General features: G+C 42.8%; 24 protein-coding genes. 6 read left to right on the top strand and 18 right to left on the bottom strand.

The window, feature by feature from the left end:
* A partial coding sequence (locus A3I5_RS12260) for a transposase (RefSeq protein WP_018373428.1) occupies positions 1-255 on the top strand: 255 nt, incomplete at its 5' end.
* A gap of 179 nt (positions 256-434) precedes the next feature.
* Positions 435-1,379 carry a mannose-6-phosphate isomerase, class I gene (gene manA, locus A3I5_RS0105110; RefSeq protein WP_018373551.1) on the top strand — a complete coding sequence of 315 codons (945 nt, stop codon included), beginning with the start codon at positions 435-437 and terminating at the stop codon, positions 1,377-1,379.
* Positions 1,380-1,426: 47 nt separating this feature from the next.
* Here the strand turns inward: manA and phoU are convergent, their stop codons facing one another.
* From phoU to A3I5_RS0105020, 18 genes are all read right to left on the bottom strand, one after another.
* Positions 1,427-2,080, bottom strand: coding sequence for a phosphate signaling complex protein PhoU (gene phoU, locus A3I5_RS0105105; RefSeq protein WP_018373550.1), 654 nt, complete (start codon positions 2,078-2,080; stop codon positions 1,427-1,429).
* Positions 2,081-2,158: 78 nt separating this feature from the next.
* A complete protein-coding gene (gene pstB / locus A3I5_RS0105100; RefSeq protein WP_018373549.1) occupies positions 2,159-2,917 on the bottom strand; it encodes a phosphate ABC transporter ATP-binding protein PstB in 759 nt (252 codons plus the stop codon).
* A 12-nt stretch (positions 2,918-2,929) separates the two neighbouring features.
* On the bottom strand, positions 2,930-3,733 hold the full coding sequence (gene pstB, locus A3I5_RS0105095; RefSeq protein ID WP_018373548.1) for a phosphate ABC transporter ATP-binding protein PstB: 804 nt from the start codon (positions 3,731-3,733) through the stop codon (positions 2,930-2,932).
* A gap of 305 nt (positions 3,734-4,038) precedes the next feature.
* Entirely contained in the window at positions 4,039-4,926 is an 888-nt protein-coding gene (pstA, locus tag A3I5_RS0105090) for a phosphate ABC transporter permease PstA (protein ID WP_018373547.1), read from the bottom strand.
* Positions 4,916-5,851, bottom strand: coding sequence for a phosphate ABC transporter permease subunit PstC (gene pstC, locus A3I5_RS0105085; RefSeq protein ID WP_018373546.1), 936 nt, complete (start codon positions 5,849-5,851; stop codon positions 4,916-4,918). The genes pstA and pstC overlap by 11 nt, the downstream gene beginning before the upstream one ends.
* Before the next feature lie 2 nt (positions 5,852-5,853).
* Entirely contained in the window at positions 5,854-6,732 is an 879-nt protein-coding gene (locus A3I5_RS0105080) for a phosphate ABC transporter substrate-binding protein PstS family protein (protein ID WP_083903304.1), read from the bottom strand.
* Between the two features lie 221 nt (positions 6,733-6,953).
* A complete protein-coding gene (locus A3I5_RS0105075) occupies positions 6,954-8,264 on the bottom strand; it encodes an RsmF rRNA methyltransferase first C-terminal domain-containing protein (protein ID WP_018373544.1) in 1,311 nt (436 codons plus the stop codon).
* The gene (locus tag A3I5_RS0105070; protein ID WP_018373543.1) at positions 8,264-9,043 is read right to left on the bottom strand and encodes an inositol monophosphatase family protein; all 780 of its coding nucleotides are present in this window, start codon (positions 9,041-9,043) and stop codon (positions 8,264-8,266) included. The genes A3I5_RS0105075 and A3I5_RS0105070 overlap by 1 nt, the downstream gene beginning before the upstream one ends.
* On the bottom strand, positions 9,033-9,311 hold the full coding sequence (locus tag A3I5_RS0105065) for a UPF0223 family protein (RefSeq protein WP_026216939.1): 279 nt from the start codon (positions 9,309-9,311) through the stop codon (positions 9,033-9,035). Before A3I5_RS0105065 ends, A3I5_RS0105070 begins: the two co-directional genes overlap by 11 nt.
* Positions 9,312-9,359: 48 nt before the next feature.
* Positions 9,360-9,761 (bottom strand): Spx/MgsR family RNA polymerase-binding regulatory protein, encoded by a 402-nt coding sequence (locus A3I5_RS0105060; protein WP_026216938.1) that lies wholly within the window; start codon positions 9,759-9,761, stop codon positions 9,360-9,362.
* Between the two features lie 53 nt (positions 9,762-9,814).
* Positions 9,815-10,750, bottom strand: coding sequence for a bifunctional riboflavin kinase/FAD synthetase (locus A3I5_RS0105055; RefSeq protein ID WP_026216937.1), 936 nt, complete (start codon positions 10,748-10,750; stop codon positions 9,815-9,817).
* A gap of 21 nt (positions 10,751-10,771) precedes the next feature.
* On the bottom strand, positions 10,772-11,662 hold the full coding sequence (gene truB, locus A3I5_RS0105050; protein ID WP_026216936.1) for a tRNA pseudouridine(55) synthase TruB: 891 nt from the start codon (positions 11,660-11,662) through the stop codon (positions 10,772-10,774).
* 216 nt (positions 11,663-11,878) lie between these two features.
* Positions 11,879-12,307 carry a GNAT family N-acetyltransferase gene (locus A3I5_RS0105045; RefSeq protein WP_018373538.1) on the bottom strand — a complete coding sequence of 143 codons (429 nt, stop codon included), beginning with the start codon at positions 12,305-12,307 and terminating at the stop codon, positions 11,879-11,881.
* Between the two features lie 15 nt (positions 12,308-12,322).
* Positions 12,323-13,705 carry a DUF2130 domain-containing protein gene (locus A3I5_RS0105040; RefSeq protein ID WP_018373537.1) on the bottom strand — a complete coding sequence of 461 codons (1,383 nt, stop codon included), beginning with the start codon at positions 13,703-13,705 and terminating at the stop codon, positions 12,323-12,325.
* 472 nt (positions 13,706-14,177) lie between these two features.
* A complete protein-coding gene (gene nox, locus A3I5_RS0105035) occupies positions 14,178-15,545 on the bottom strand; it encodes a H2O-forming NADH oxidase (RefSeq protein WP_018373536.1) in 1,368 nt (455 codons plus the stop codon).
* Between the two features lie 273 nt (positions 15,546-15,818).
* Positions 15,819-16,850, bottom strand: coding sequence for a M42 family metallopeptidase (locus A3I5_RS0105030; protein ID WP_018373535.1), 1,032 nt, complete (start codon positions 16,848-16,850; stop codon positions 15,819-15,821).
* On the bottom strand, positions 16,847-17,242 hold the full coding sequence (locus A3I5_RS0105025) for a ParB/RepB/Spo0J family partition protein (RefSeq protein WP_018373534.1): 396 nt from the start codon (positions 17,240-17,242) through the stop codon (positions 16,847-16,849). The genes A3I5_RS0105030 and A3I5_RS0105025 overlap by 4 nt, the downstream gene beginning before the upstream one ends.
* Before the next feature lie 17 nt (positions 17,243-17,259).
* Positions 17,260-18,171, bottom strand: a complete 912-nt coding sequence (locus A3I5_RS0105020) for an aldo/keto reductase (RefSeq protein ID WP_026216935.1) — start codon at positions 18,169-18,171, stop codon at positions 17,260-17,262.
* Positions 18,172-18,357: 186 nt separating this feature from the next.
* Here A3I5_RS0105020 and A3I5_RS0105015 point away from each other — a divergent pair, with 186 nt between their 5' ends.
* The 4 genes from A3I5_RS0105015 (at position 18,358) to lysS (ending at position 21,983) form a co-directional block, all read left to right on the top strand.
* On the top strand, positions 18,358-19,200 hold the full coding sequence (locus tag A3I5_RS0105015) for a DUF368 domain-containing protein (protein WP_018373532.1): 843 nt from the start codon (positions 18,358-18,360) through the stop codon (positions 19,198-19,200).
* A gap of 1 nt (position 19,201) precedes the next feature.
* Positions 19,202-19,684 carry an aminoacyl-tRNA deacylase gene (locus A3I5_RS0105010; RefSeq protein ID WP_018373531.1) on the top strand — a complete coding sequence of 161 codons (483 nt, stop codon included), beginning with the start codon at positions 19,202-19,204 and terminating at the stop codon, positions 19,682-19,684.
* A 31-nt stretch (positions 19,685-19,715) separates the two neighbouring features.
* The gene (locus A3I5_RS0105005) at positions 19,716-20,387 is read left to right on the top strand and encodes a histidine phosphatase family protein (RefSeq protein ID WP_018373530.1); all 672 of its coding nucleotides are present in this window, start codon (positions 19,716-19,718) and stop codon (positions 20,385-20,387) included.
* Positions 20,388-20,492: 105 nt separating this feature from the next.
* A complete protein-coding gene (gene lysS, locus A3I5_RS0105000) occupies positions 20,493-21,983 on the top strand; it encodes a lysine--tRNA ligase (RefSeq protein WP_018373529.1) in 1,491 nt (496 codons plus the stop codon).
* Positions 21,984-21,998: the final 15 nt, after the last annotated feature.

Below are 21,998 nucleotides of genomic sequence, written 5' to 3'. Positions count from 1 at the left end.
TGGTTTGAGCAACAGTTGATCCCTAGCCTAAGGGAACCTCATCTTGTGATTATGGATAATGCTTCCTTTCATCCCAAATCCAGACTGGATAACATTGGTATTCAACATCATCACTATTTTTTGCCACTACCACCTTATTCCCCTGAACTAAACCCAATTGAACAAACTTGGGCAGTTTTGAAGTACCATATAACAGAGCTGTTAAGAAAACTCTCTAGCATTTCCGAATGTTTTGAAGACTATTTTAAAACTTAATGACTATAAACAAAATTTTTAAATCCTGTATTCACAGTTTCCTAATTCGCCTTCTTATGATATGATGGTAACAAGAACAACCAGTATTCACTGTGAAAACTGGCTTGATCATCAAAAAATCAGGCATTTTGCGTGTGAATACTGATTGCTAGAAATCGTATTAGAAAGTTGGTTTCCGAATGACAGCTGAACCTTTATTTTTGACCTCAACCATGCATGAAAAAATTTGGGGCGGAGTTCGTCTTAACACTCACTTTGGTTATGACCTTCCAAGTGATCATACAGGAGAGTACTGGGCTATTTCTGCCCACCCCAATGGGCCATCGACAGTCACCAACGGCGACTGGAGTGGCCTGACCTTAGATCAGCTGTATCGAGATGAGCCTGATTTATTTGGCAATCCTGACAGCTCTGTCTTTCCCCTCCTAACCAAAATATTAGATGCCAACGATTGGCTCAGTGTTCAAGTTCATCCAGATGATACCTATGGAATGGCTCACGAAGGAGAGCTTGGCAAGACCGAGTGCTGGTATATTTTGGACGCTGAGCCTGGTGCTGAAATTATCTACGGACATGAAGCTACATCGCGAGAGGAGCTAGTGGACTGGATTAACAGCGGCAACTGGGATAAGCTCCTCACGCGCGTTCCCGTTAAAACCGGTGACTTCTTCTATGTGCCGAGCGGTACGCTTCACGCTATTGGACCGGGCATCTTAATTTTAGAAACCCAGCAATCAAGCGATACGACTTATCGGGTTTATGATTTTGACCGCAGGGATGACTCAGGACAGTTGCGCCCGCTTCATATCCAGCAATCGCTAGATGTCCTGACGATTGGCCAGCCACAAAATAGCGCACCAAGTATGGTGAAATTGGAAAATCTCGCACTAACTACTTTGGTCGCGAATCCCTTCTTTACCGTTGAAAAATGGGAGATTTCAGGCTCCATTTCTGTAGAGCAAACCGCGCCTTATCTACTGATTTCAGTTATCGACGGTCAAGGTAGCCTTGTCATTAATGATACGGTCTATCCACTTGAAAAAGGCGCGCATTTCATCCTGCCCAATACAGTGAAAGCATGGCAATTTAAAGGTAAGATGGCGCTCATTGTGAGTCATGTGTGAGGATAATAAAAAAGTGATTTTCAGTAGTCCTGAAAATCACTTTTTTATTACAACTCAATAATCTTACCGGTTTTAAGAAAGACTACCCACTCACAAATATTGGTAGCGTAATCACCGATACGTTCTAGATAAGTTAGCACTTGGAAGTAATCTTTACCGGCTACGATGGCTTCTGGTTGCTCCTTAATTTGCTCAATGGTCAAAGCCTGAATCGCTTCATACATCTCATCTACTTTGGTGTCAGAAGCTGCAATTTCACGAGCCTTTTCCTCATCACCCTTAATATAAGCCAGCATCGTATCTTCCACCATGTGTTTGACAAGGCGCCCCATCTTGCTGATTTCTTCTTCAACATCTTTAAGGCGTGTTTCACCTTTCATACGAATAGTGGCCTGTGCAATTGACTGAGCATGGTCTCCCATGCGCTCCACATCACTTGAAGCTTTCAGAACTGTGATAACCGTACGCAAGTCGTTAGCAACGGGTTGTTGCAAAGCAATAATCTCAAGCGATTTTTTTTCTAGCTTCAGCTCATAATTGTTGACAGCTTCATCACCAGCAATCACTTCTTGAGCCAATTCACGGTCGTGGCTGACAAAAGCGCGCACTGTCTTATTGATCTGTGCCAAAACCTCAGTCCCCATGGCATAAAATTGGTTATGCAGTTTTTCTAATTCTTCTTCAAATTGTGCTCTTAGCATATTGTTCTCCTTCTGAGTTGGACAATAATAAATGCCCTGTAACGTTTTTTAATATGGATGGCATCAGCTATAAATCTATTAACCAAATTTACCCGTAATGTAATCTTCCGTTTCCTTATGCTGAGGATTCAGGAACATTTCTTTAGTCTGACCAAATTCAATGAGTTTCCCATCAAGGAAGAATCCAGTGCGGTCAGAAATACGCGATGCTTGCTGCATGGAGCGTGTCACCAAGAGCAAGGTATAGTCTTTTTTGAGCTCAAAAAGGGTCTCTTCAATTTTCCCTGCCGAAATAGGGTCAAGAGCAGATGTTGGCTCATCCAAGAGGATAATTTTAGGGCTGGTTGCTAGTACACGAGCCACGCAGACCCGTTGTTGCTGGCCACCTGAAAGGCCTACTGCTGAATCGTCCAGACGATCCTTGACCTCATCCCAGATTGAAGCTCCACGAAGGGATCGCTCAACAGCTTCATCTAAGACCGTCTTGTCCTTGATACCCTTGATACGCAGACCATAAACCACATTTTCATAAATAGACATGAGAAAAGGATTGGGCTGTTGAAAGACCATGCCGATTTCCTTACGGAGATCAACGGTATCCGTCCTAGGGCTATAAATATTCTGACCATTATAGGACACCGAACCTGTGAGGGTAACTTCTGGATTGAGGTCATTCATGCGATTGATGGAACGCAACAGAGTAGATTTCCCAGATCCAGATGGACCGATCAGGGCTGTGATTTCATTTGGTAAAAAATCCACTGAAACACTGTCCAAAGCTTTTTTCTTTTTGTAATAGACTGACAGGTCTTTGACACTTAAAATTGGTTCTGACATGTTGATCCCTTTCTATCCAAAACGACCGGTCACATAATCCATGGTGGATTGGCATTGCGCATCTTGGAAAATTTTCTTGGTTTTATCGTATTCAATCAAGTCGCCAAGATAGAAGAAAGCGGTGTAGTCACTGGCACGCGCTGCTTGTTGCATATTATGCGTTACGATAATGATCGTGTAGTTTTCCTTAAGCTCCATCATCGTCTCTTCCAGTTGCATTGTAGCAATCGGATCAAGGGCTGAGGCAGGTTCGTCCATGAGTAAAATGTCTGGCTTCACTGAGATGGCACGCGCAATGCAGAGACGCTGCTGCTGACCGCCTGAGAGTGTGAAAGCAGATTTGTGAAGGTCATCTTTAACCTGATCCCAGAGAGCGGCTTGCTTGAGAGATGTCTCAACAATCTCATCTAAGACTTTCTTATCCTTGACGCCTGAACTCTCATGAGCAAAGGTGATGTTATTATAGATTGATTTGGCAAATGGGTTGGGGCGTTGGAAAACCATACCAATATGCTTGCGAATCTCGTAGACATTCATATCGGCACGGTTAACATCAATGCCTTCGTACAAAATTTCACCAGTAACCTTTGCAATATCAATCGTATCATTCATCCGATTAAGACTGCGAAGATAGGTTGATTTTCCACAGCCAGACGGACCAATCAAGGCTGTGATTTTATTTTTTTCAAACTGCATATCAATTCCCTTGATAGCCTCCTTATTCCCGTAATGGACATGGAGGTCTTTTGTTTCAAGGGCAACAACTTCTTGTGGAAAAGTGATGATATGGCGTTCATTCCAATTATATTCGGCCATTAGTACTCCTAAACTAAGATATGGGGGCGTTGAGAAATCCGTAGAAAAATGAAAAGACAGACGACAAGTCTAAAGACTTAAGGAAGGGTTTGAACTTTCTCTAGGATTTTTGCCCGAATTCAATTCTATAAGATATGAGGGCGATAAAAAGCGACTGGAAATCTGACAAAGCGTTTAAACACTCTAGGAAGGCTTCAACCTGAAGCTAGTCACATTCGTAATGGACTAAAGTCAGATAATGATATCCTTTTTGAGTTTTAAAATCCCAGAACTGCATTTTATCCCGATAGATTTGTCAAATGACTTTATTCTGCTGAGGTCAATTTCTTATAGAGTGTTTGTCCGATGTAGCGTGCAGACAGGTTGAAAATCAAGATAAAGATTAGCAGCACAGCCGCACTACCAGCTGATACCTGTACCGCATCAGGAATAGTCCCTTCACTATTGACCTTCCAGATGTGTACTGCCAAGGTTTCTGCCTGACGGAAAATTGAAATCGGGCTGGTCACACTAAAGATATTCCAGTTGGACCAATCAAGTGCAGGCGCTGATTGTCCAGCGGTATAGATTAGAGCAGCTGCTTCACCAAAGATACGCCCAGATGCTAAAACGATACCTGTCACAATGCCAGGAAGCGCCTCAGGAATAACCACATGAATAATGGTTTCCCAGCGAGAAAGCCCCAGAGCTAATCCTGCTTCTCGTTGTGTATGATGAACATTTCGCAGGCTGTCTTCTACGGTTCGAGTCATTTGTGGCAAATTAAATACCGTCAAAGCCAAGGCACCTGAAATGATTGAAAAGCCATACTGAAACTGAACAACGAAAATCAAGTAACCAAAGAGACCAACCACAACAGATGGTAAGGAAGACAAAATTTCAATACATGTTCTAACGAAATTTGTCAAACGCCCTTTTTTAGCGTACTCAGATAGGTAAATCCCTGCTCCCATCGAAATTGGAACAGAGATAATTAAGGTCACAACCAGAAGGAAGAACGAATTGTAAAGTTGAATCCCAATACCACCACCTGCTTGATAAGAAGAAGATTGACTGGTCAAGAAAGACCAGCTGATGTGTGGTATTCCTCTACCTAGGATGAAAAGGATGAGGGAAGCTAAGATTACTACAATAATTCCAGCAATCGTATACAAAATCCCTGTCGCTAATTTATCCACTTTCTTAGCGTGCATAGTTTTTCTTCCTTTCACGTGTGATGACTTTCATTGCCATATTAAAGGCTAAACTCATAACTAACAAGACGAGAGCCAATGACCAGAGAACATTATTCTGAACCGTTCCCATAACTGTGTTACCAATTCCCATAGTCAGAACTGACGTTAAGGTCGCAGCTGGTGTTGTGAGAGAGGTTGGGATCACAGCTGAGTTACCGACAACCATCTGGATCGCCAAAGCCTCACCGAAGGCACGAGCCATGCCAAAGATAACTGCCGTGAAAATTCCTGGACGAGCTGCATTTAAGACAACACGCCAAATGGTTTGCCAACGCGTTGCCCCCATAGCCAGACTGGCTTCCTTATAGTGACGCGGCACAGCTCGCAAACTATCTACCGTCATAAAAGTCACTGTTGGTAAAATCATGACAAAGAGAACAAATACCCCTGATAGGATCCCAAAACCTGTCCCACCAAAAATCGAACGGACAAAAGGAACAATCACCTGAAGACCAATAAACCCATAAACAACAGATGGAATACCGACCAAGAGTTCGATAACGGGCTGCAAAATTTTCTTACCGTACTTAGGCGATACTTCCGTCATAAAGACTGCTGCACCAATCGCAAAGGGGGTTGCAACCACTGCTGATAAAATCGTTACAATGAAGGAGCCCATAATCATGGGAAGAGCCCCTAGATAGGGATTCCCATTTGCATCCTTAACACTTGGTTGCCACGTTTTTCCAAAAAGGAACTCAAATGGGTTAACCTTGTTCACAAAGAAAGTTGAAAGACCTTTTTGAGCAACGAAGATCAAAATCATCGCTACGATAAAGACAATCAGAGCTAGACAAGCAAAGGTTATGGTTTTCCCAAATTTTTCCAAGCGAGAGTTTTTTGACGGAGCCATCAATTTTTTCGCTAATTCCTGATTTTTCATCTCTACTCCTTATTTGATTTCGGTGTCACATTGCCCTGAGCATCTTTGCTCACTTGCATGTCATTAATGGAGATATAGCCAATAGTTGGGACAACACCTTCTTGTACTTCTTTGCTCATCATATACTCCATAAATTCCTTGGTCAACTCAGTCGGCTCACCCTTGGTATACATGTGCTCATAAGACCAGATTGGCCAGTTATTGGTCGTGACATTTTCGGCTGTTGCTTCAAAACCATTTAACTTAAGGGACTTAACAGAGTCGTCAACATAAGCAAAAGCTAAGTAGGAAATCGCACCTGGGGTCTGGGCAACGATCGATTTGACCATCCCGTTGGAATCCTGTTCTTGACTCTGCTTGGCTGCTACACCGTTCATGATTGTGCTATCAAAGGTTGCACGAGAGCCAGAACTAGCGGCGCGGTTAATCAAAGAAATTTCTAAATCTTGTCCACCAAGCTCCTTCCAGTTGGTGATTTCACCACTGAAAATCTGACGCAATTCTTCTGTTGAGACATCGTCAACTTTAACTTTACTGTTCACGATAACTGCTAGACCCGCAACAGCTACCTGATGATCCACAAGGACACTAGCGTCAATTCCATCTTTTTCTTCCGCAAAAAGATCGCTATTGCCAATTTGAACTGCACCAGACTGCACTTGTGATAGACCAGTACCAGAGCCACCGCCTTGGACGTTGATCGTTTTACCGAGATTTTCTAATCCGAACTCATGGGCTGCTGCTTCAACGAGCGGCTGCAAGGCAGTCGAGCCAACGGCTGTTATGGACTCTCCCTTGTCAATCCAGCTGGCACAGCCCGATAGACTAACAGTGGCTACAGCTGCTAGGAGTATTCGGCTCCATTTGTGTTTCATTTTCAATATCTCCTTACGATATAGGATAAAAAGGCATCGATAAATACCTTGGAGAACAGGCGAAATACGATGAGTTTTAGGTCTCAAGGAAATTCGCAGGTTTTACCGAGCATTTTAGCCCGTGTTTAACTGATTCATGGAGAGGTTATTTACAGAAAAATCACATGGATTTTACACAAATTTCCCCATTTCCACTATATCATAGTTAGGTGTATTTGCAAAGCAGTTTATTTCAATCGTAGTCCTTTAGGATAGTAATTTTTTAAAGTACCGTTAACCCATTTGGCAAAGCCTAGCCCGTTGCCCTGAGCGAGAACTTGATACCAGCCATTTGGCCTATCGATTGTGAGCGAAATCGTGTGACCAGAAAGGTATTGAAGCGCCTGCTCATCATCTAAAGCAATGCTTTTTTTAACTTCATCTGACTTCAGAGCCATCCCTAATGCAAAACTCGGCTCGAAACGCTTGGTTTTAAACGTTCCTAGGTGAAGGCCATTTCGAGCAATCTTGACCTTGGCTAGGTCAGGTAATCCTTCTGGCAGGAGATAGAGTTGATCACCAAAAACTTGGAACAGCCCAGATAGTGAAATGGTCAAGTGCTTTCCCGCAAAATCCTGCCAATAAGAGAGTTGTTCACGGCTCAGGTTGGTCTTGCCAGAACGGATTTTCACAGACTTTTCAGAAGGACGGGTGTCCTTTAATTTAGCAATAAATTGGCCTTCGCCTTGAAAATGATGCGGGTAGATTCGAGCTGTCTCAGGCTGGTCAATACCTGCTTGCATACCGTTAAATTTTGCGATAGGAATGAGTTCTAAATAAGGATACTCTTTTAGAAGCCATTTGACCACTTCTTCGTTTTCCTCAGGAGCCCAGGTACAGGTCGAGTAGATAAGACTACCTCCAGCTTTCAACATTTTCAAAGCCTCAACCAGAATCTCTCGCTGAAGACGGGCACATTCAGTCGGGTAAGTTTCCGACCAGTACTGCATCGCCTCTGGATCCTTTCGGAACATCCCCTCGCCAGAACACGGCGCATCAAGAACAATCAAGTCAAAATAAGCCGGAAAAACATTAGCCAAACGCTCAGGTGTTTCGTTCGTCACCAAGGCATTGCGAGCCCCAAAACGCTCCATATTTTCCACTAAAATTTTACTGCGTTTTCTGCTAATTTCATTAGAAACCAAAATACCTTGATTGTTCATATAAGATAGCAAGTGAGTGGATTTTCCACCCGGAGCAGCTGCCAAGTCTAGAACTCTCATGCCAGATTCTGCTTTCGCTATCTGAGCAACCACTTGAGCCGCTGGTTCCTGAGAATAGACAAGACCTGTCGCATGAGCAAGAGACTTTCCAGATATTTTTCCGTAATAAGACCAAGGCATATTGGCAATTGGATTAGCAAATTTTTGCTGGACTTGCTTTAAGGGATTGACACGAAATCCAGACACAGCTGGTTGATCAAAAGTCTGCAAAAAAGCTTGGGCTTCTGATCCAAGCAATTTCTCATATTTTTCTTTAAATTTCTCTGGTAGATGCATTATCCCTCCAAAATATCCTGAATTTCTGCTAAACGCACCTTGGGGACAATCATAATAAATTCACGATCCCTAAAATTCGGTTGTTTTCCTTCAATGGTAACAGTCGCATATCCCAAGCGCTCACCCATAATTTTTGAAGCAGCATAGTCCCAAGGACTGATGTGCGAAATATAGCCTAAAAGCTGGCCTGTAAGGACTTTTGCACTCGATAGTGCTGCAGAACCGTAGGTCCTTACTCCCAAAACTCTCTCAGCCAGATGCGCAACCCCTCCATGGTTGGAATGATACATGCCTGGATTGATTGCTAGAAGAAACTGACTGAAAGGCTTATCTTTATAGGGAACCAATTGCTCATCATTACAAAAAACATCAAAGTCCCCGCCACCATAGTAAAACTGCTCTGCCATGACATCATAAATCAGACCAAATTTGCCAATGCCATCCTCATAGTAAGCTACCACAATAGCAAAATCCTGCTTTTGCGCTACGAAATTGGCCGTCCCATCGATGGGATCGATAACCCAGACCTTCCCACTGCCTATCGCCTGCTTATAGTCACCTTCTTCTGCCAGAAAATGATCTTCTGGATAGACAGCAAGGATCTCAGACATGAGAAAATCCTGAACTTTCTGATCCATATCAGTCACCAAATCAGTAAAATCCGTTTTCTCAGTGACTTCAAACGGCTGATCCATCTGAGCTCGTAAAAACGCTACTGCTGAGCATACCAGAGACTTGGCAAAGTCAAATTTTTGACTTAATTCTAGGTTAGCTGTCAAGTTTAACTCTCCCTTTTTCTTGATTTCTAGCTGCTTGGACAACCTTGTAGGTTGAATAACCACTGATTGCTTCAAAGTCGCGATCAATCTGGCGCTCCTCGCCCTTGCTTGGAACAATCTCTTTGAAGCGTTTGTAGCTGGTCAAAATCTCTCTTCTATCAGCTCCGCCTTCATAGGCCTTTTCCACCTGATTTAAAAAAGAAAGCACTGAGGCCATTTCATCAGTGCTCCATGAAAAATTCAAGGGGTAAGAATAATTTTTATCCATCTTTGTCATTCTCTCTTATCAATACCTCATGTTTTATCCCAATCACACTCAACCAATTTCAGCTTTCAAGGTCGCATTTTTCAACTCTTGCTTACGGTAATCGCGTGGCAGGAAGGCTCTGATTTCATCTTCGTTAAAACCGATCTGCATCCGCTTTGGATCTAGAAGAATGGGACGGCGCAAGAGACTAGGATACTCCTCGATCAGCTTAATGAGCTCCGAAATCGATAGATCATCAACCTCCACATTAAGTTTTTGAAAAATCTTAGAGCGTGTCGAAATCAAGTCATCTGTACCATTTTCAGTTAAGGACAGAATATGCTTGAGTTCATCAGCTGTCAAAGGACTAGTCATGATGTTATGTTCTTTAAAAGGCACATTGTGTTTGGTTAGCCAAGCTCTAGCCTTTCGACAGGATGTACAACTTGGAGATAAAAATAGGGTTATCATATCGCTTTCCTTATACTTACTTTCCACATTATACAATATTTAGAGACATATTGCTAGACTTTTCTGTATTTTTGTGCCTGCCATTTCTTAGCACTATCAGCATCTGCGTGCAATTGATCAACCAATTCTTCAATACTGTTAAATTTAACCATGTCTCGAATCTTACCCAGCCAATAAATGCTAAGGAGTTGACCGTATAAATCTCCCTCAAAATCAAACAGGTGAACTTCTAATCGTAACTCCGTTCCATCAAAAGTAACGTTTTTACCGATACTGGCCATGCTACGGTAAATTTTTCCTTCAATCGCAACGTCCACCACATAGACACCATCACCAGGAAGATAAACACGATCCAAAAGCGCTAGGTTGGCTGTTGGGTATCCGATGGTCCGACCGCGCGCATCCCCGTGAACCACCATGCCTCTGGTAGAAAAAGGGTAACCTAGCAAACGATTGGCTTCATTCACCTGACCGGACAAAATAGCTTGACGAATCCGACTGGAAGAGACTTTTTCACCGTCAATACTGTACTCAGGCACTACCACGACTGGTCCGTCAAACTTTTCCTGCAAATAGTAGCCATCTTTTTGATCACTAGCAAAACGATAATCAAATCCTGTCACAATCGCCTTAGCCTTTAGACCATGAACATATTGCTGAATAAAATCATCGGCCTTAGTCTTAGCAAATTCTCCTGTAAAATCAATCAGATAAAGGTCATCAACACCAGCTTCCTCAAACTTAGCCAAGCGATCCTCTGGACTGTTAAGATGCAAGAGTAAGTCAGGTTCAAAGCGTGCAAAAGCTAACTTAGGAGACTCAGGAAAGGTCAGAACAGCAATTCGCAAATCCAAATCTTTGGCCAGTTTGCGCGCCTCAGCAAAAAGGGCCTGATGCCCCAGATGCAAGCCGTCAAAGTACCCTAAAACCAAAACAACCTCCTCCTGTTGATGGATGTTTTGGTAATCCTTAATCGTATATACTTTCATAACTTCCATTCTACCACAAGATTAATCCTTAAAGACCTTACGTGGTTTGTATTCTTCTTGTCGTTTTTCTAAAATGGCCAATAACTTGCCTGCAAAAAATGCTGCTAGGGTCACCTGTTCTTGATTTGCTAGTGGAATAAAGCGTCCATGACTGATGTCCTGCGCTTGTTCAGCAGTCACTTCAACTTGAGGCAGATCACCAACAGCCTTTTCAATAGGATAAAGAAAAGACCAGTCTTCCGCAGCCACCTTGGTCTTGATGTCGTCCAAGGTCACACTGTCCGATAAGTCCATCCCAGATGCTGATGTTCTTACCAGCCGTGACATATGGCTGGCGTAACCTAGCTTCGCTCCAAGATCAACAGACAGTGTTCGAACATAAGTTCCCTTGCTACATTTCACCCGAAAATCAAATTGCACGAGCTCTCCTACGACCCGCAATTCACTGGTTCGTTCAAAAAAATGAATCGTCACCTGACGCTTAGGACGTGTGACCTCCTCGCCCGCACGCGCATAGTCATAAAGCTTCCGGCCATTGACCCTGACCGCTGAGTACATGGGTGGAATCTGAGTGATTGGACCAACAAAGCTAGCCATCGCGTCATCCACCATGGACTCAGTGATTTCCCCCGAAGCAGGTACAGGTGTCCTTTCAACCACTTCACCTGAAGCATCCTCAGTTGTGGTCGAAAAACCGAGGGTAATCTCTCCCTCGTAGACCTTGCCCTCCTCCTGCATGAACTCAATCATACGAGTGGCTTTCCCAACAGCAATAGGCAAAACACCTGTCACATCTGGGTCCAAGGTTCCACCGTGACCAATTTTCTTTTCTTTCAAAATCTTGCGCAGCTTAAAAACTGCGTCATGGCTGGTCATTCCAGCTTCTTTTTTAAGGTTAATAATTCCTGAAATCATAGGTTTATTGTAACAAAAAGAAAATGAAAAAGAAACACCAAAGTGTTTCAATTCTGTAAAGCCATAGTCACAACAAACCCGCTTATCCTAAGCAACATCAGCATTTCTTAGAAATGTAGGCAGCTATCTCGATTATCGAAAACTATTATCTTAACCATAGGTACAATTCTGAGAATAAAGGACAGATAAAAGAGTTTTTTGAAATTTAGATCATCAGAGGTAACGTCCGAATCCCTGAGTGGATGGTTTAAAACCATTAGCAAGGTAAAATTGGTGTGCACCTTTTCGCTCCTCAGTGAGTCCACTATTTACCGCAAGTGCTAGGGAATTCTCTTTTCTGGCAACTTGCTTCAAGTGTTCTAACAGAGCATTACCAACTCCTCTCCTTTGATAATCACCATGGACTGCTAAAGCCAAAATACGCAGATAGCTGCCATCTCGCTCGAAAAAGGGCATTTTGGCATAAGCAATCATTCCCACTGCTCGATGCTCAATAATAGCTAAATCTAACTGGTAATCTTCCTGACTGAGAATAGCTTTTAGCCTGTCATCTAGCGATAATTTATCCACTGGATAACCGAGGACTTGATACAAGGAGAGACAATCATCCAAATAGTCCTTTTGGTAGGAAATGATTTTCATACGAATATCCTCTTCTTAATGATCTTTTAGCGCTTCAAATTTAGCTTTCATAGTAGGATTTTTTCGGGTCAGCTTTTTGACGGACACATCGTCCAGTTTGTTGTTGGCGAGGCGCAGTTGATTTTCAGAGGTAGTCAAGAAACGTTTGACTTCTTCCATGCGCTTGATCGCCTTATCAATCTCGTCAATGGCTTTTTTAAAGTTAGTGCTGGCAGAATTGTAGTTCTTGGCAAAGGCTGTCTTGAAGACTTCTAAATCTTCTTCAAAGTGGGTAATATCAATATTTTGTTCTTTGATGAGAGCCAACTCCTGCTTGTAAGCCAAGCTATTTAGCGCAGCATTTCGCAAAAGACCAATCAGCTGAATAAAGAACTGGGGACGAACCACATACATTTTCTCATACTCGTGGCTGACATCAACAATGCCCGTATTGTAGTAGTCGTTGTCGGCTTCCAGCATGGTGACTAGCACAGCATATTCGCACTTTTTCTCTCTGCGATCCTTGTCCAATTCCTTGAAAAAATCAGCATTCTTGTGCTTGGTCTTGGTGGTGTCTGCTTCATTTTTCATCTCAAACATGATAGAGATAAATTCCACACCATTTTCATCCGCCTCACGGAAGATAAAATCTCCCTTGGAACCAGAACCTGACACCTCATTGTCCTTACCAAAATAAGCGCGCGGAAAGGCATAAGCTCGCACCTTGTTAAATTCGGTTTCGGCGTAAACCTCCAAGCTCTCTCCGATGGCCTTGGTTGATTGTTGGGCTTTGAAATTTTTGTAGAATTCAACCTGCTCGTTGGCTGCCTTGAGCTGAGCTTCGTAGTCATTACGGATAGCTGCCAACTGCAATTCTTCCTCTGTTTTTTGAAGTTTGAGCTGACTTTTTGCAGTATCTCGCTCTTTTTCGACCTGAGTCAAGCTCTGTTGCAATTCGTTCTGGTGTTCTAAGCGCAACTGATCCAGCTGGCTTTGCAGGCTCTGCAATTCCCTGTCCTTTTCCACCAACTGTTTAGACATTACCTGTTCAGTCGATTTTTTGACCAACTCCTTTTGGGCGTCAAATTGGTCAATCTGACTTTGCAAGGCTTGAAGTACCTGTTCTTTTTGACTCAATTGCTGGCTAAGACTATGCTCCGTTTCCTTGATCGCTAACAGTTTTTCAGATTCAAACTGGCTGAGCTGATTGTGCAACTGAGCAATTTCCTGATCTTTTTCAGATAGACGCAACTGTTGTTCACTTCTGGCTTTTTCTTCTAAAAGAGCAACCTCACGCTCCAAACGTTCGTCCAGCTCCTTATCAAATTCATTTCCCCTAACTTGAGCTAACAGCTGACTATATTCCGTCTCGTTAATGGTAAAACTTGTACCACAATGCGGACACTTGATGTGGTTCATCACAACTTCCTCATGTTTCTAATTCTTTAAGTTATCTTTTATGACTTCGTTAACTCATCTTACTGCTCTGATAAAAGTCAGAAGCAGCATTCACAAGTAAGAAAACTTTAATTCAGGTTTTCCTATCTTCAATTTTCAATATGAATAATCTACAGCTCTTTGTCTCATCACTATCTTGCTCTATATGATCTTCTGAAACAGTCCAGCTCACTAGACTATTACTCGTGAAATGACACTATAAAAGATTTTTCTATATTGTATCAAAATTTAGGCGAAAAAGAAAAGTCTGGGACAAAAGTAATCCCAGACTCGCTTATTTTTCTAATTTCCTTGCAAGACGCAGTGATTGAGTGGGCTCTAATACGTTGATAAATCAACTTTTAGAACCCTACTCAACTGTGCGGAGGTGGGACGACAAAATCGAATTTCTGAGAAATTACCGATTTTTGTCCCACTCTCCAATCCTAGGAGCTTATTTAGCACCTAGCGCTGCCATTGTGATGTAGTTGTAAGGTTTATTAAAGTGTGGCAAGAAGAAAATGTCTGTCAATGCCAATTTCTCGATAGTCACACCTTCTTGGACAGCCAATGAGAACATGTGGATACCCATAGAAATATCTTCACGTGCTGCCATTTGTGCGCCAAGAATACGGCGTGAGTCTTTATCGTAGACGATCTTGATTGTAACTGGGAAGTTACCATGCTCCATAAATTCTGGTTTTTGGTTGTCTGTGTATTCAGTCACCGCAGCATTGAAGCCAAGACGGTTTGCTTTTTCAAGTGTCAAACCAGTTGAGACCAAGTTAAGACCATAGATTGAGATACCGTTTGATCCTTGAACACCAATACCTTCAAGCTCAGTACCACAAGCATTGTGAGCAGCAACGATACCAGTACGAACCGCGTTTGAAGCAAGGGCGATATAATTTGTATCGCGAGTTGCATTATCATAAATCGTAGCACAGTCACCGATTGCGTAAACACCTGGAATGGATGTTTCTTGCTTCTTATTAACAAGGAAGGCACCGTTACGGAAACGCTCAATTCCCTCACCAGCAACAGCTGTATTCGGACGGAAACCTACTGCAAGGATAACCATGTCAACATCGTATTCGTTCTTGTCAGTGATAATCTTCTCAACTTTACCGTTACCAGCTACTTCTTTCACCGTTTCGCCGAAAGCTAATTGGATGCCATGCTCTTCTAAGTTTTTCGCCATCACGTCAGACAAGTCACGGTCATAATAACCAGCCAAGCATGTGTCTAAAACGTCAATAAGAATAACTTCTTTGCCTTTACGTTGGAAAGCTTCAGCAAGCTCAACACCGATGTAACCAGCACCAACGACTGCCACTTTGTTGATGTCTTTGTCTTTCAAACGCTCAATCACATCAGCAGAGTTTTGATACAATTTAACGAATTGCAAGTTTTCAAGAGTTGATTCAAACTCCAATGAACCTGGCTTAAATTCAGCACCTTTAATCGGAGGCAAAATGGGTTGTGAACCAGTTGCGAAGATCAATTTCTCGTATGATTCAACATGCTCTTGACCGTTGACAAGAGCTGTAACTGTCTTGGCATTGTAGTCGATGTGTTGCACTGGTGATTCCATGTATACTGTTGCACCAAGTGATTCCAACTCTTCCTTATCAGAGTAGAAGAGACCGTCTGCGCCAGCAATTTGCTCACCGATCCAAAGCGCCATACCACATCCAAGGAATGAAATATTTGAGTTTTGGTCGAAAACAACGATTTCGTTAGCATTACCATAATTCGTCAACATAGTTTTGATACAGGCAGTACCAGCGTGGTTTGCACCAACAACAACGATTTTACTCATTAAAAGTTCCTACTTTCATAAAATAATTATTTTACAGCTTTCATTATACTATAATCAGTTACCGCTTACAACGTTTATGCTCAGAAATGAACAATTAAGAGCATCAAAAGAGTTGGTATCAGGCGACCGTTTTTCGATTGTCAAGATCTTTTTTAAAAGAATAGCGACCGTATTTTTCAAAGCATTAACGATGACTAACGAAAAAACGAACTTTGACTGAAGATGCTAAGCTGTGAAGACAGGTTCTAAAAACTGAAACGATTGATTCAACTGCTACGCCATCTCACTTCTGAGATAAGCATCAACCAAAGCTTCGGTCGCCTTGACAGAATCTACATGCGTGCGCTCATAAGAATGGCTAGACTCAATGCCAGCTCCTAAGAGAGCATGACGGACATCGGCTCCTGCGCGCATAGCTGCAGACGCATCACTGCTATAATAGGGATAAATATCTAGCTTATACGGAATACTGTGCTCCTCGCAAAGACGCACCAAATGCTGACGCAATTCAAAATGATAGGGGCCAGAGCCATCTTTCACACAAATAGAAACGGTATACTCATCAGTCTGCTGGTCATCACCCATAGCTCCCATATCAACGGCCAAATATTCAACAACTTGAGGGTTGATATTAGAATTGCCACCATAACCAATCTCTTCATTATTGGAAAAATAAAAATGCGTCGTGTAAGGCAGCTCGATACCTTCTTCTTTGTAGAGTTTCAGCAGATTGAGCATGATAGCTGCACTGACCTTGTCATCCAAGTGACGGCTCTTGATAAAGCCGGTCTCAGTCACAATGGTTCTTGGATCAAAGGTAATGAAATCGCCGACTTCAATTCCCAAGGCACGCGTTTCCTCAGCCGAAGTCACCTTCTCATCAAGCCGCACTTCCATGTTGGCTTGGTTGCGTTCAGCAGTACCAGCGTCCCGATAAACATGGACACTGGTCTGGTGCATGAGTATCGTTCCAGATACCGTTTTTCCTGTCTTGCTGATATGAACCGTACAGTTTTCACCCTCGATGGCATTGTAGACAAAACCTCCAACCAAATCCATCTTGAGACGGCCATCTGGCTTAATCGCACGTACCATAGCACCCAGCGTATCCAAATGAGCTGTGATGAAGCGATGTTCCTGATCATTTTTCCCGATCACTGTCACCAAAACACCACCCTTAGGGGTCTGAACTGGTTCATAGCCAAAACGTTGGGTTTCAGCCATGACATAGCTCATGATCTCTTTAGTAAAGCCTGTTGGCGATGGGGTTGTTGTCAATTTTGTAATGTAATCAATCGTATTCATGTATCTGTATCCTTTTGAAAAAAAGTTTGATAAATCCTTTGGCACCAATCCAGCCAAAGAGTCTTGTAATCTGATGAAGAGAGCTGAAAGGCTGCTAAATCCGAAATCTGCTCAATTCCTCTTTTCTTTGTCTCCGCAATGCAGTAACGGTAAAAATCCCAGTTCCAATCTTCCTTTTCTAGAGCAACTGGAATCGTCTTGAGACCAGCTTGATAAGCCACAAAAAGCCTCGAATGCCCATCAACAATGATCCACTGACCATCCAGCTCTTTGACCGAAATCGGCTCAAAACGCGATAAATCCTGCGACTTAAACCAACTTTGGATGGCTTCAATTTTCTCCCTAGACAGGTAAAATTGGCTCGGTTGGAGGTCTTTGATAGAAAATTCCATGGAGACATCACCCTGCTCTAAGGCAAAAAATTGCCTGCTGAGAGATAGAGTCGGTACCATTCCTCGCGTGTTAATGCAATCTCACAAGCCTTGGCAATCTTTTTCAAGCGTTCCGGATTCATTGATCCAACAATAACTTGCATCTTAGCTGGGTGACGTAAAATCCAAGCGATGGCAATCGCTTCTGGTGCAACACCCTTTTCTCTCGCCAGAGCCTTTAACGTTTCATTTAACTCAACATAGTCTGGATGGTCAAAGAAAGTTCCCTTATCAAGAGCAATGAGGAATGGCGACCATGTCTGAATCGTTATTTTCTTGAGACGGCAATAATCCAGCACACTACCATCACGATTGATGCTACCATCTGTCAGCATATTAACCTGAAAACCTGCATCAATCATCGGTGTGTGAGCAATGCTCAACTGAAGTTGATTAACCAAAAGCGGCTCGTCTAGGTGTGCTTGCAACAGCTCAATCTGATAAGCATTAACATTGCTCAACCCGAAATGGCGAACCTTACCAGAAGCTTTCAGTATTGTAAAGGCTTCTGCTACTTCTTCAGGTTCCATAAGAGCATCTGGGCGATGAAGCACCAAAATATCTAAATAATCCGTCTGCAAACGCTCTAAAATACCATCAACTGCTGACAAGATATAAGCCTTTGAAAAATCAAAAAAGCCACGACGAATCCCGCACTTAGATTGAATGATAATATCCTCGCGCTTAACACCCAGTTCTTTAATAGCTTGCCCAAAAAGAATTTCTGACTGGCCACCACCGTAAATATCCGCATGATCAAAAAAATTGATCCCTAAATCCAAGCTTGTTTGGATAATATCTTTAGCAGATGGCAAATCTTGACCAGCCAAACGCATACAGCCAAGCGACAAACGAGATACCTGAAGCTCAGACTGACCTAATTGAAGCATTTCCATAACAGCCTCCTCGCAAAAAGTGATTCCTAACCCTATTGTATCATAAAACCAAAGAACGATTGTAGATTATAGACATTTTTTCATGCGTTTGTCCTGCAAGTAATGGACGCTATTTTATTTTTACTCTTAAAGATGGTATAATGACCTATATCATCTTTTTTTATTCTAGGAGAATTTTTAATGTTATCGTGGTTTGCAAGAGTTTTTAAAGGAGCCGTCATTGCTCTGGGATTTATTTTACCGGGGGTGTCAGGCGGTGTTTTGGCAGCTATTTTAGGAATTTATGAGCGTTTGATTTCCTTTATCGCCAACATTCGCAAGGACTTTAAAGAAAATCTGCTCTATTTCACCCCTGTGGGAATTGGTGCTGTTGCAGGCATCGCTCTTCTCTCTGCACCGGTTGAATGGCTCTTAGAGCACCATCAAGTTGTAACACTTTGGGCCTTTGCTGGTGCTATTGTGGGAACTATTCCTAGCCTTATCAAGACATCTACAGAAAAAAGTCCTCGTGACACGACAGATTGGGCTTGGTTAGTCGGAACTTTCATCGTTTCAGGCTTTCTCCTTTATAACCTCAACAACCTCATTGGGACTATTCCTGCTAACTTTGTGACCTTCATCTTAGCAGGTGCTCTCATTGCTCTTGGCGTTCTAGTGCCTGGCCTTTCCCCTTCAAATCTGCTCCTCATCCTTGGTCTTTACTCACCGATGTTGACAGGCTTTAAAAAATTTGACCTCTTCGGCACTTTTTTACCGATTGGTATTGGTGGTTTGCTGGCTATGCTCCTCTTTTCAAAAGCGATGGAAAATGCTCTGAAAAACCATCATTCCCGTGTCTATCATTTTATCATTGGGATTGTCATGTCCTCAACACTCCTCATCCTCATCCCAAATCCTTCTAGCGCTGAGAGCATTTCCTACGCGGGTGCTAGTCTTATCACCTATCTTCTTGCGGCAATCTTCTTTGCACTTGGGACTTGGCTAGGCCTTTGGATGAGCCAATTAGAAGATAAGTACAAGTAATATGGCAAAAAAAGCAAAACTCAAAAAAACACTAGTTGAGCAAATTTTAGATAAGGCTGGAATCGTCCATGAGCCTGTCCTCTTTAACATGATGGATGAGAAGGCAAGGTTGGAAATACCACAGGCTCACATCTTTAAAACCTTAGCCCTCATCGGTGATAAAACAGGCCCTATCATCGGCATTGTTCCCTTGACAGGTCACTTATCCGAGAAAAAATTAGCCCATGTTTCTGGCAACAAAAAGGTTCATATGATTCCTCAGAAGGATCTGCAAAAGACGACAGGTTATGTTCATGGTGCTAATAACCCCGTTGGTATTCGTCAAAAACACCGCTTTCCTATCATTATTGACCAATCATCTCTTGAGCTTGAGCAAATGATTGTCTCAGCTGGAGAACTGGGACGCAGTATTGCAATCAGCCCAAGAGATTTAGCCAACTTCGTTCAGGCAGAATTTGCCGATATTCTTTCAGATAAATTTTAAATTCCTATATAGAAATATTTCAGGAGGTATTATGACTTTACTCTATTTCGTACGCCACGGTAGAACTGAATGGAACCTTGAAGGGCGTTTTCAAGGCAGTCAAGCAGACTCGCCGCTTCTCCCCTCAACCTTAGAAGACCTGCAAAACCTAAGCGAGCATTTATCATCTGTTCCCTTTGATCACATCTTCTCTAGTGACTTGCCTCGGGCGGCTAAAACAGCTGAAGCGATTTTAGAAAAGCAAGCTCAGTCTACAGAATTGACTCTGACGCCAGAATTGCGGGAATGGCAACTTGGAAAACTGGAAGGCACTAAGGTCTCTCTGATGCAAAGTCTTTATCCTAAGCAACACCATGCCTTTCGCCATAATTTAGCAAAATTTAATCCACGCTTATTTGAAGCAGAGAGCGTTTTTATGGCAACCCAACGGATGGGCGATTTTATCAAAGCTCAAAAAGAATTAAACGCTAATCATTTACTCTTTGTCAGCCACGGAGCCATCTCAACAGCTTCTATTCGCAGTCTTCTGGGCTATAATACCGCTGAGCTTCGTAAAGCTGGTGGCTTGAGTAATTCTAGTGTCACTATTTTAGAAACAGAAGATTTTGAGAACTTCAAGCTCTTGCTTTGGAATGATACCAGTTTCTTGCCATCAAATCAGGATTCCATCATTTCGAGTTCTTCCTACAAATCTTCTCACTAAAAGGGCTGTTTTTTCAGCTATTTTATGGTAAAATAAAACGATGTAAAATGAATAAAACAAAGATCAACTATAAGGTCTTTGTTTTTGTAAAGGAGAATAAGACGCATGTCGACTGAACACACTACTGAATTAAATGACCAGCAGTTGGTCCGCCGTGAAAAGATGGCTGCTTTGCGTGAGCAAGGGATTGACCCTTTTGGCAAACGCTTTGAACGCACTGCTAACTCTGCTGAATTAAATGAAAAATACCGTGATGCAGACAAGGAAAAACTAGAAGAACTTGCTGAAACAGCAACCATCGCTGGCCGTCTCATGACCAAGCGCGGTAAAGGTAAAGCTGGTTTTGCCCATATCCAAGACCGAGAAGGCCAGATTCAAATTTATGTGCGTAAAGATGATGTCGGTGAAGAAGCGTATGAAATCTTCAAAAAAGCTGACCTCGGTGACTTTCTCGGTGTTCAAGGAGACATCATGCGGACTAACATGGGGGAACTCTCCATTCATGCTCACAAGTTGACCCACCTCTCTAAGGCTCTTCGTCCGCTGCCTGAGAAATACCATGGCTTAACCGATGTGGAAACCATCTATCGCAAGCGTCATTTAGACTTGATTTCTAACCGCGACAGCTTTGATCGTTTCTTGACTCGCTCTAAGATCATCTCTGAAATCCGTCGCTATATGGACGGTCTTGGCTTCTTGGAAGTGGAAACCCCTATCCTTCACAACGAAGCTGGTGGTGCTGCTGCTCGTCCATTTTTTACCCATCATAACGCCCAAAACATGGACATGGTTCTTCGTATCGCAACAGAATTGCATTTGAAACGTCTCATCGTTGGCGGTATGGAACGCGTTTACGAAATTGGTCGTATCTTTCGTAACGAAGGGATGGACGCAACCCACAATCCAGAATTTACGACTATCGAAGCCTATCAAGCCTACGCTGACTATGAAGACATCATGGATCTAACAGAAGGCATCATCCAACACGCGACTAAGGCGGTTAAGGGGGACAAACCTGTTATCTATCAGGATACTGAAATCTTGATCAATCAGCCATTCAAGCGTGCACACATGGCTGATTTGGTTAAAGAGCAAACTGGTGTTGACTTCTGGCAAGAGCTATCTCTTGACGAGGCCGTTGCCCTTGCTAAAGAGCACAACGTGCCACTTGAGCAGCACTTCACATCTGTCGGTCACATTCTCAATGCCTTCTTTGAAGAGCATGTAGAAAACACCTTAATCCAGCCAACTTTCGTCTACGGTCATCCTGTAGAAGTCTCACCGCTTGCTAAGAAAAACAGTGACGATCCACGCTTCACCGATCGCTTTGAACTCTTCATCATGACTAAGGAATACGCCAACGCCTTCACCGAATTGAACGACCCAATCGACCAATTGGAGCGCTTTGAGGCTCAAGCTAAAGCCAAAGAACTCGGTGACGATGAAGCGACTAATATTGACTACGATTTCATTGAAGCCCTTGAATACGGTATGCCACCAACAGGCGGCCTCGGTATTGGTATCGATCGTCTAGTCATGCTCCTGACAGACACCACTACCATCAGGGACGTGTTGCTTTTCCCGACGATGAAATAATTGTCACAACAACTC

The organism is Streptococcus merionis DSM 19192, from assembly GCF_000380085.1.
Taxonomy (GTDB): Bacteria; Bacillota; Bacilli; order Lactobacillales; family Streptococcaceae; genus Streptococcus; species Streptococcus merionis.
This window is presented reverse-complemented; position numbering and strand designations above follow the sequence as displayed.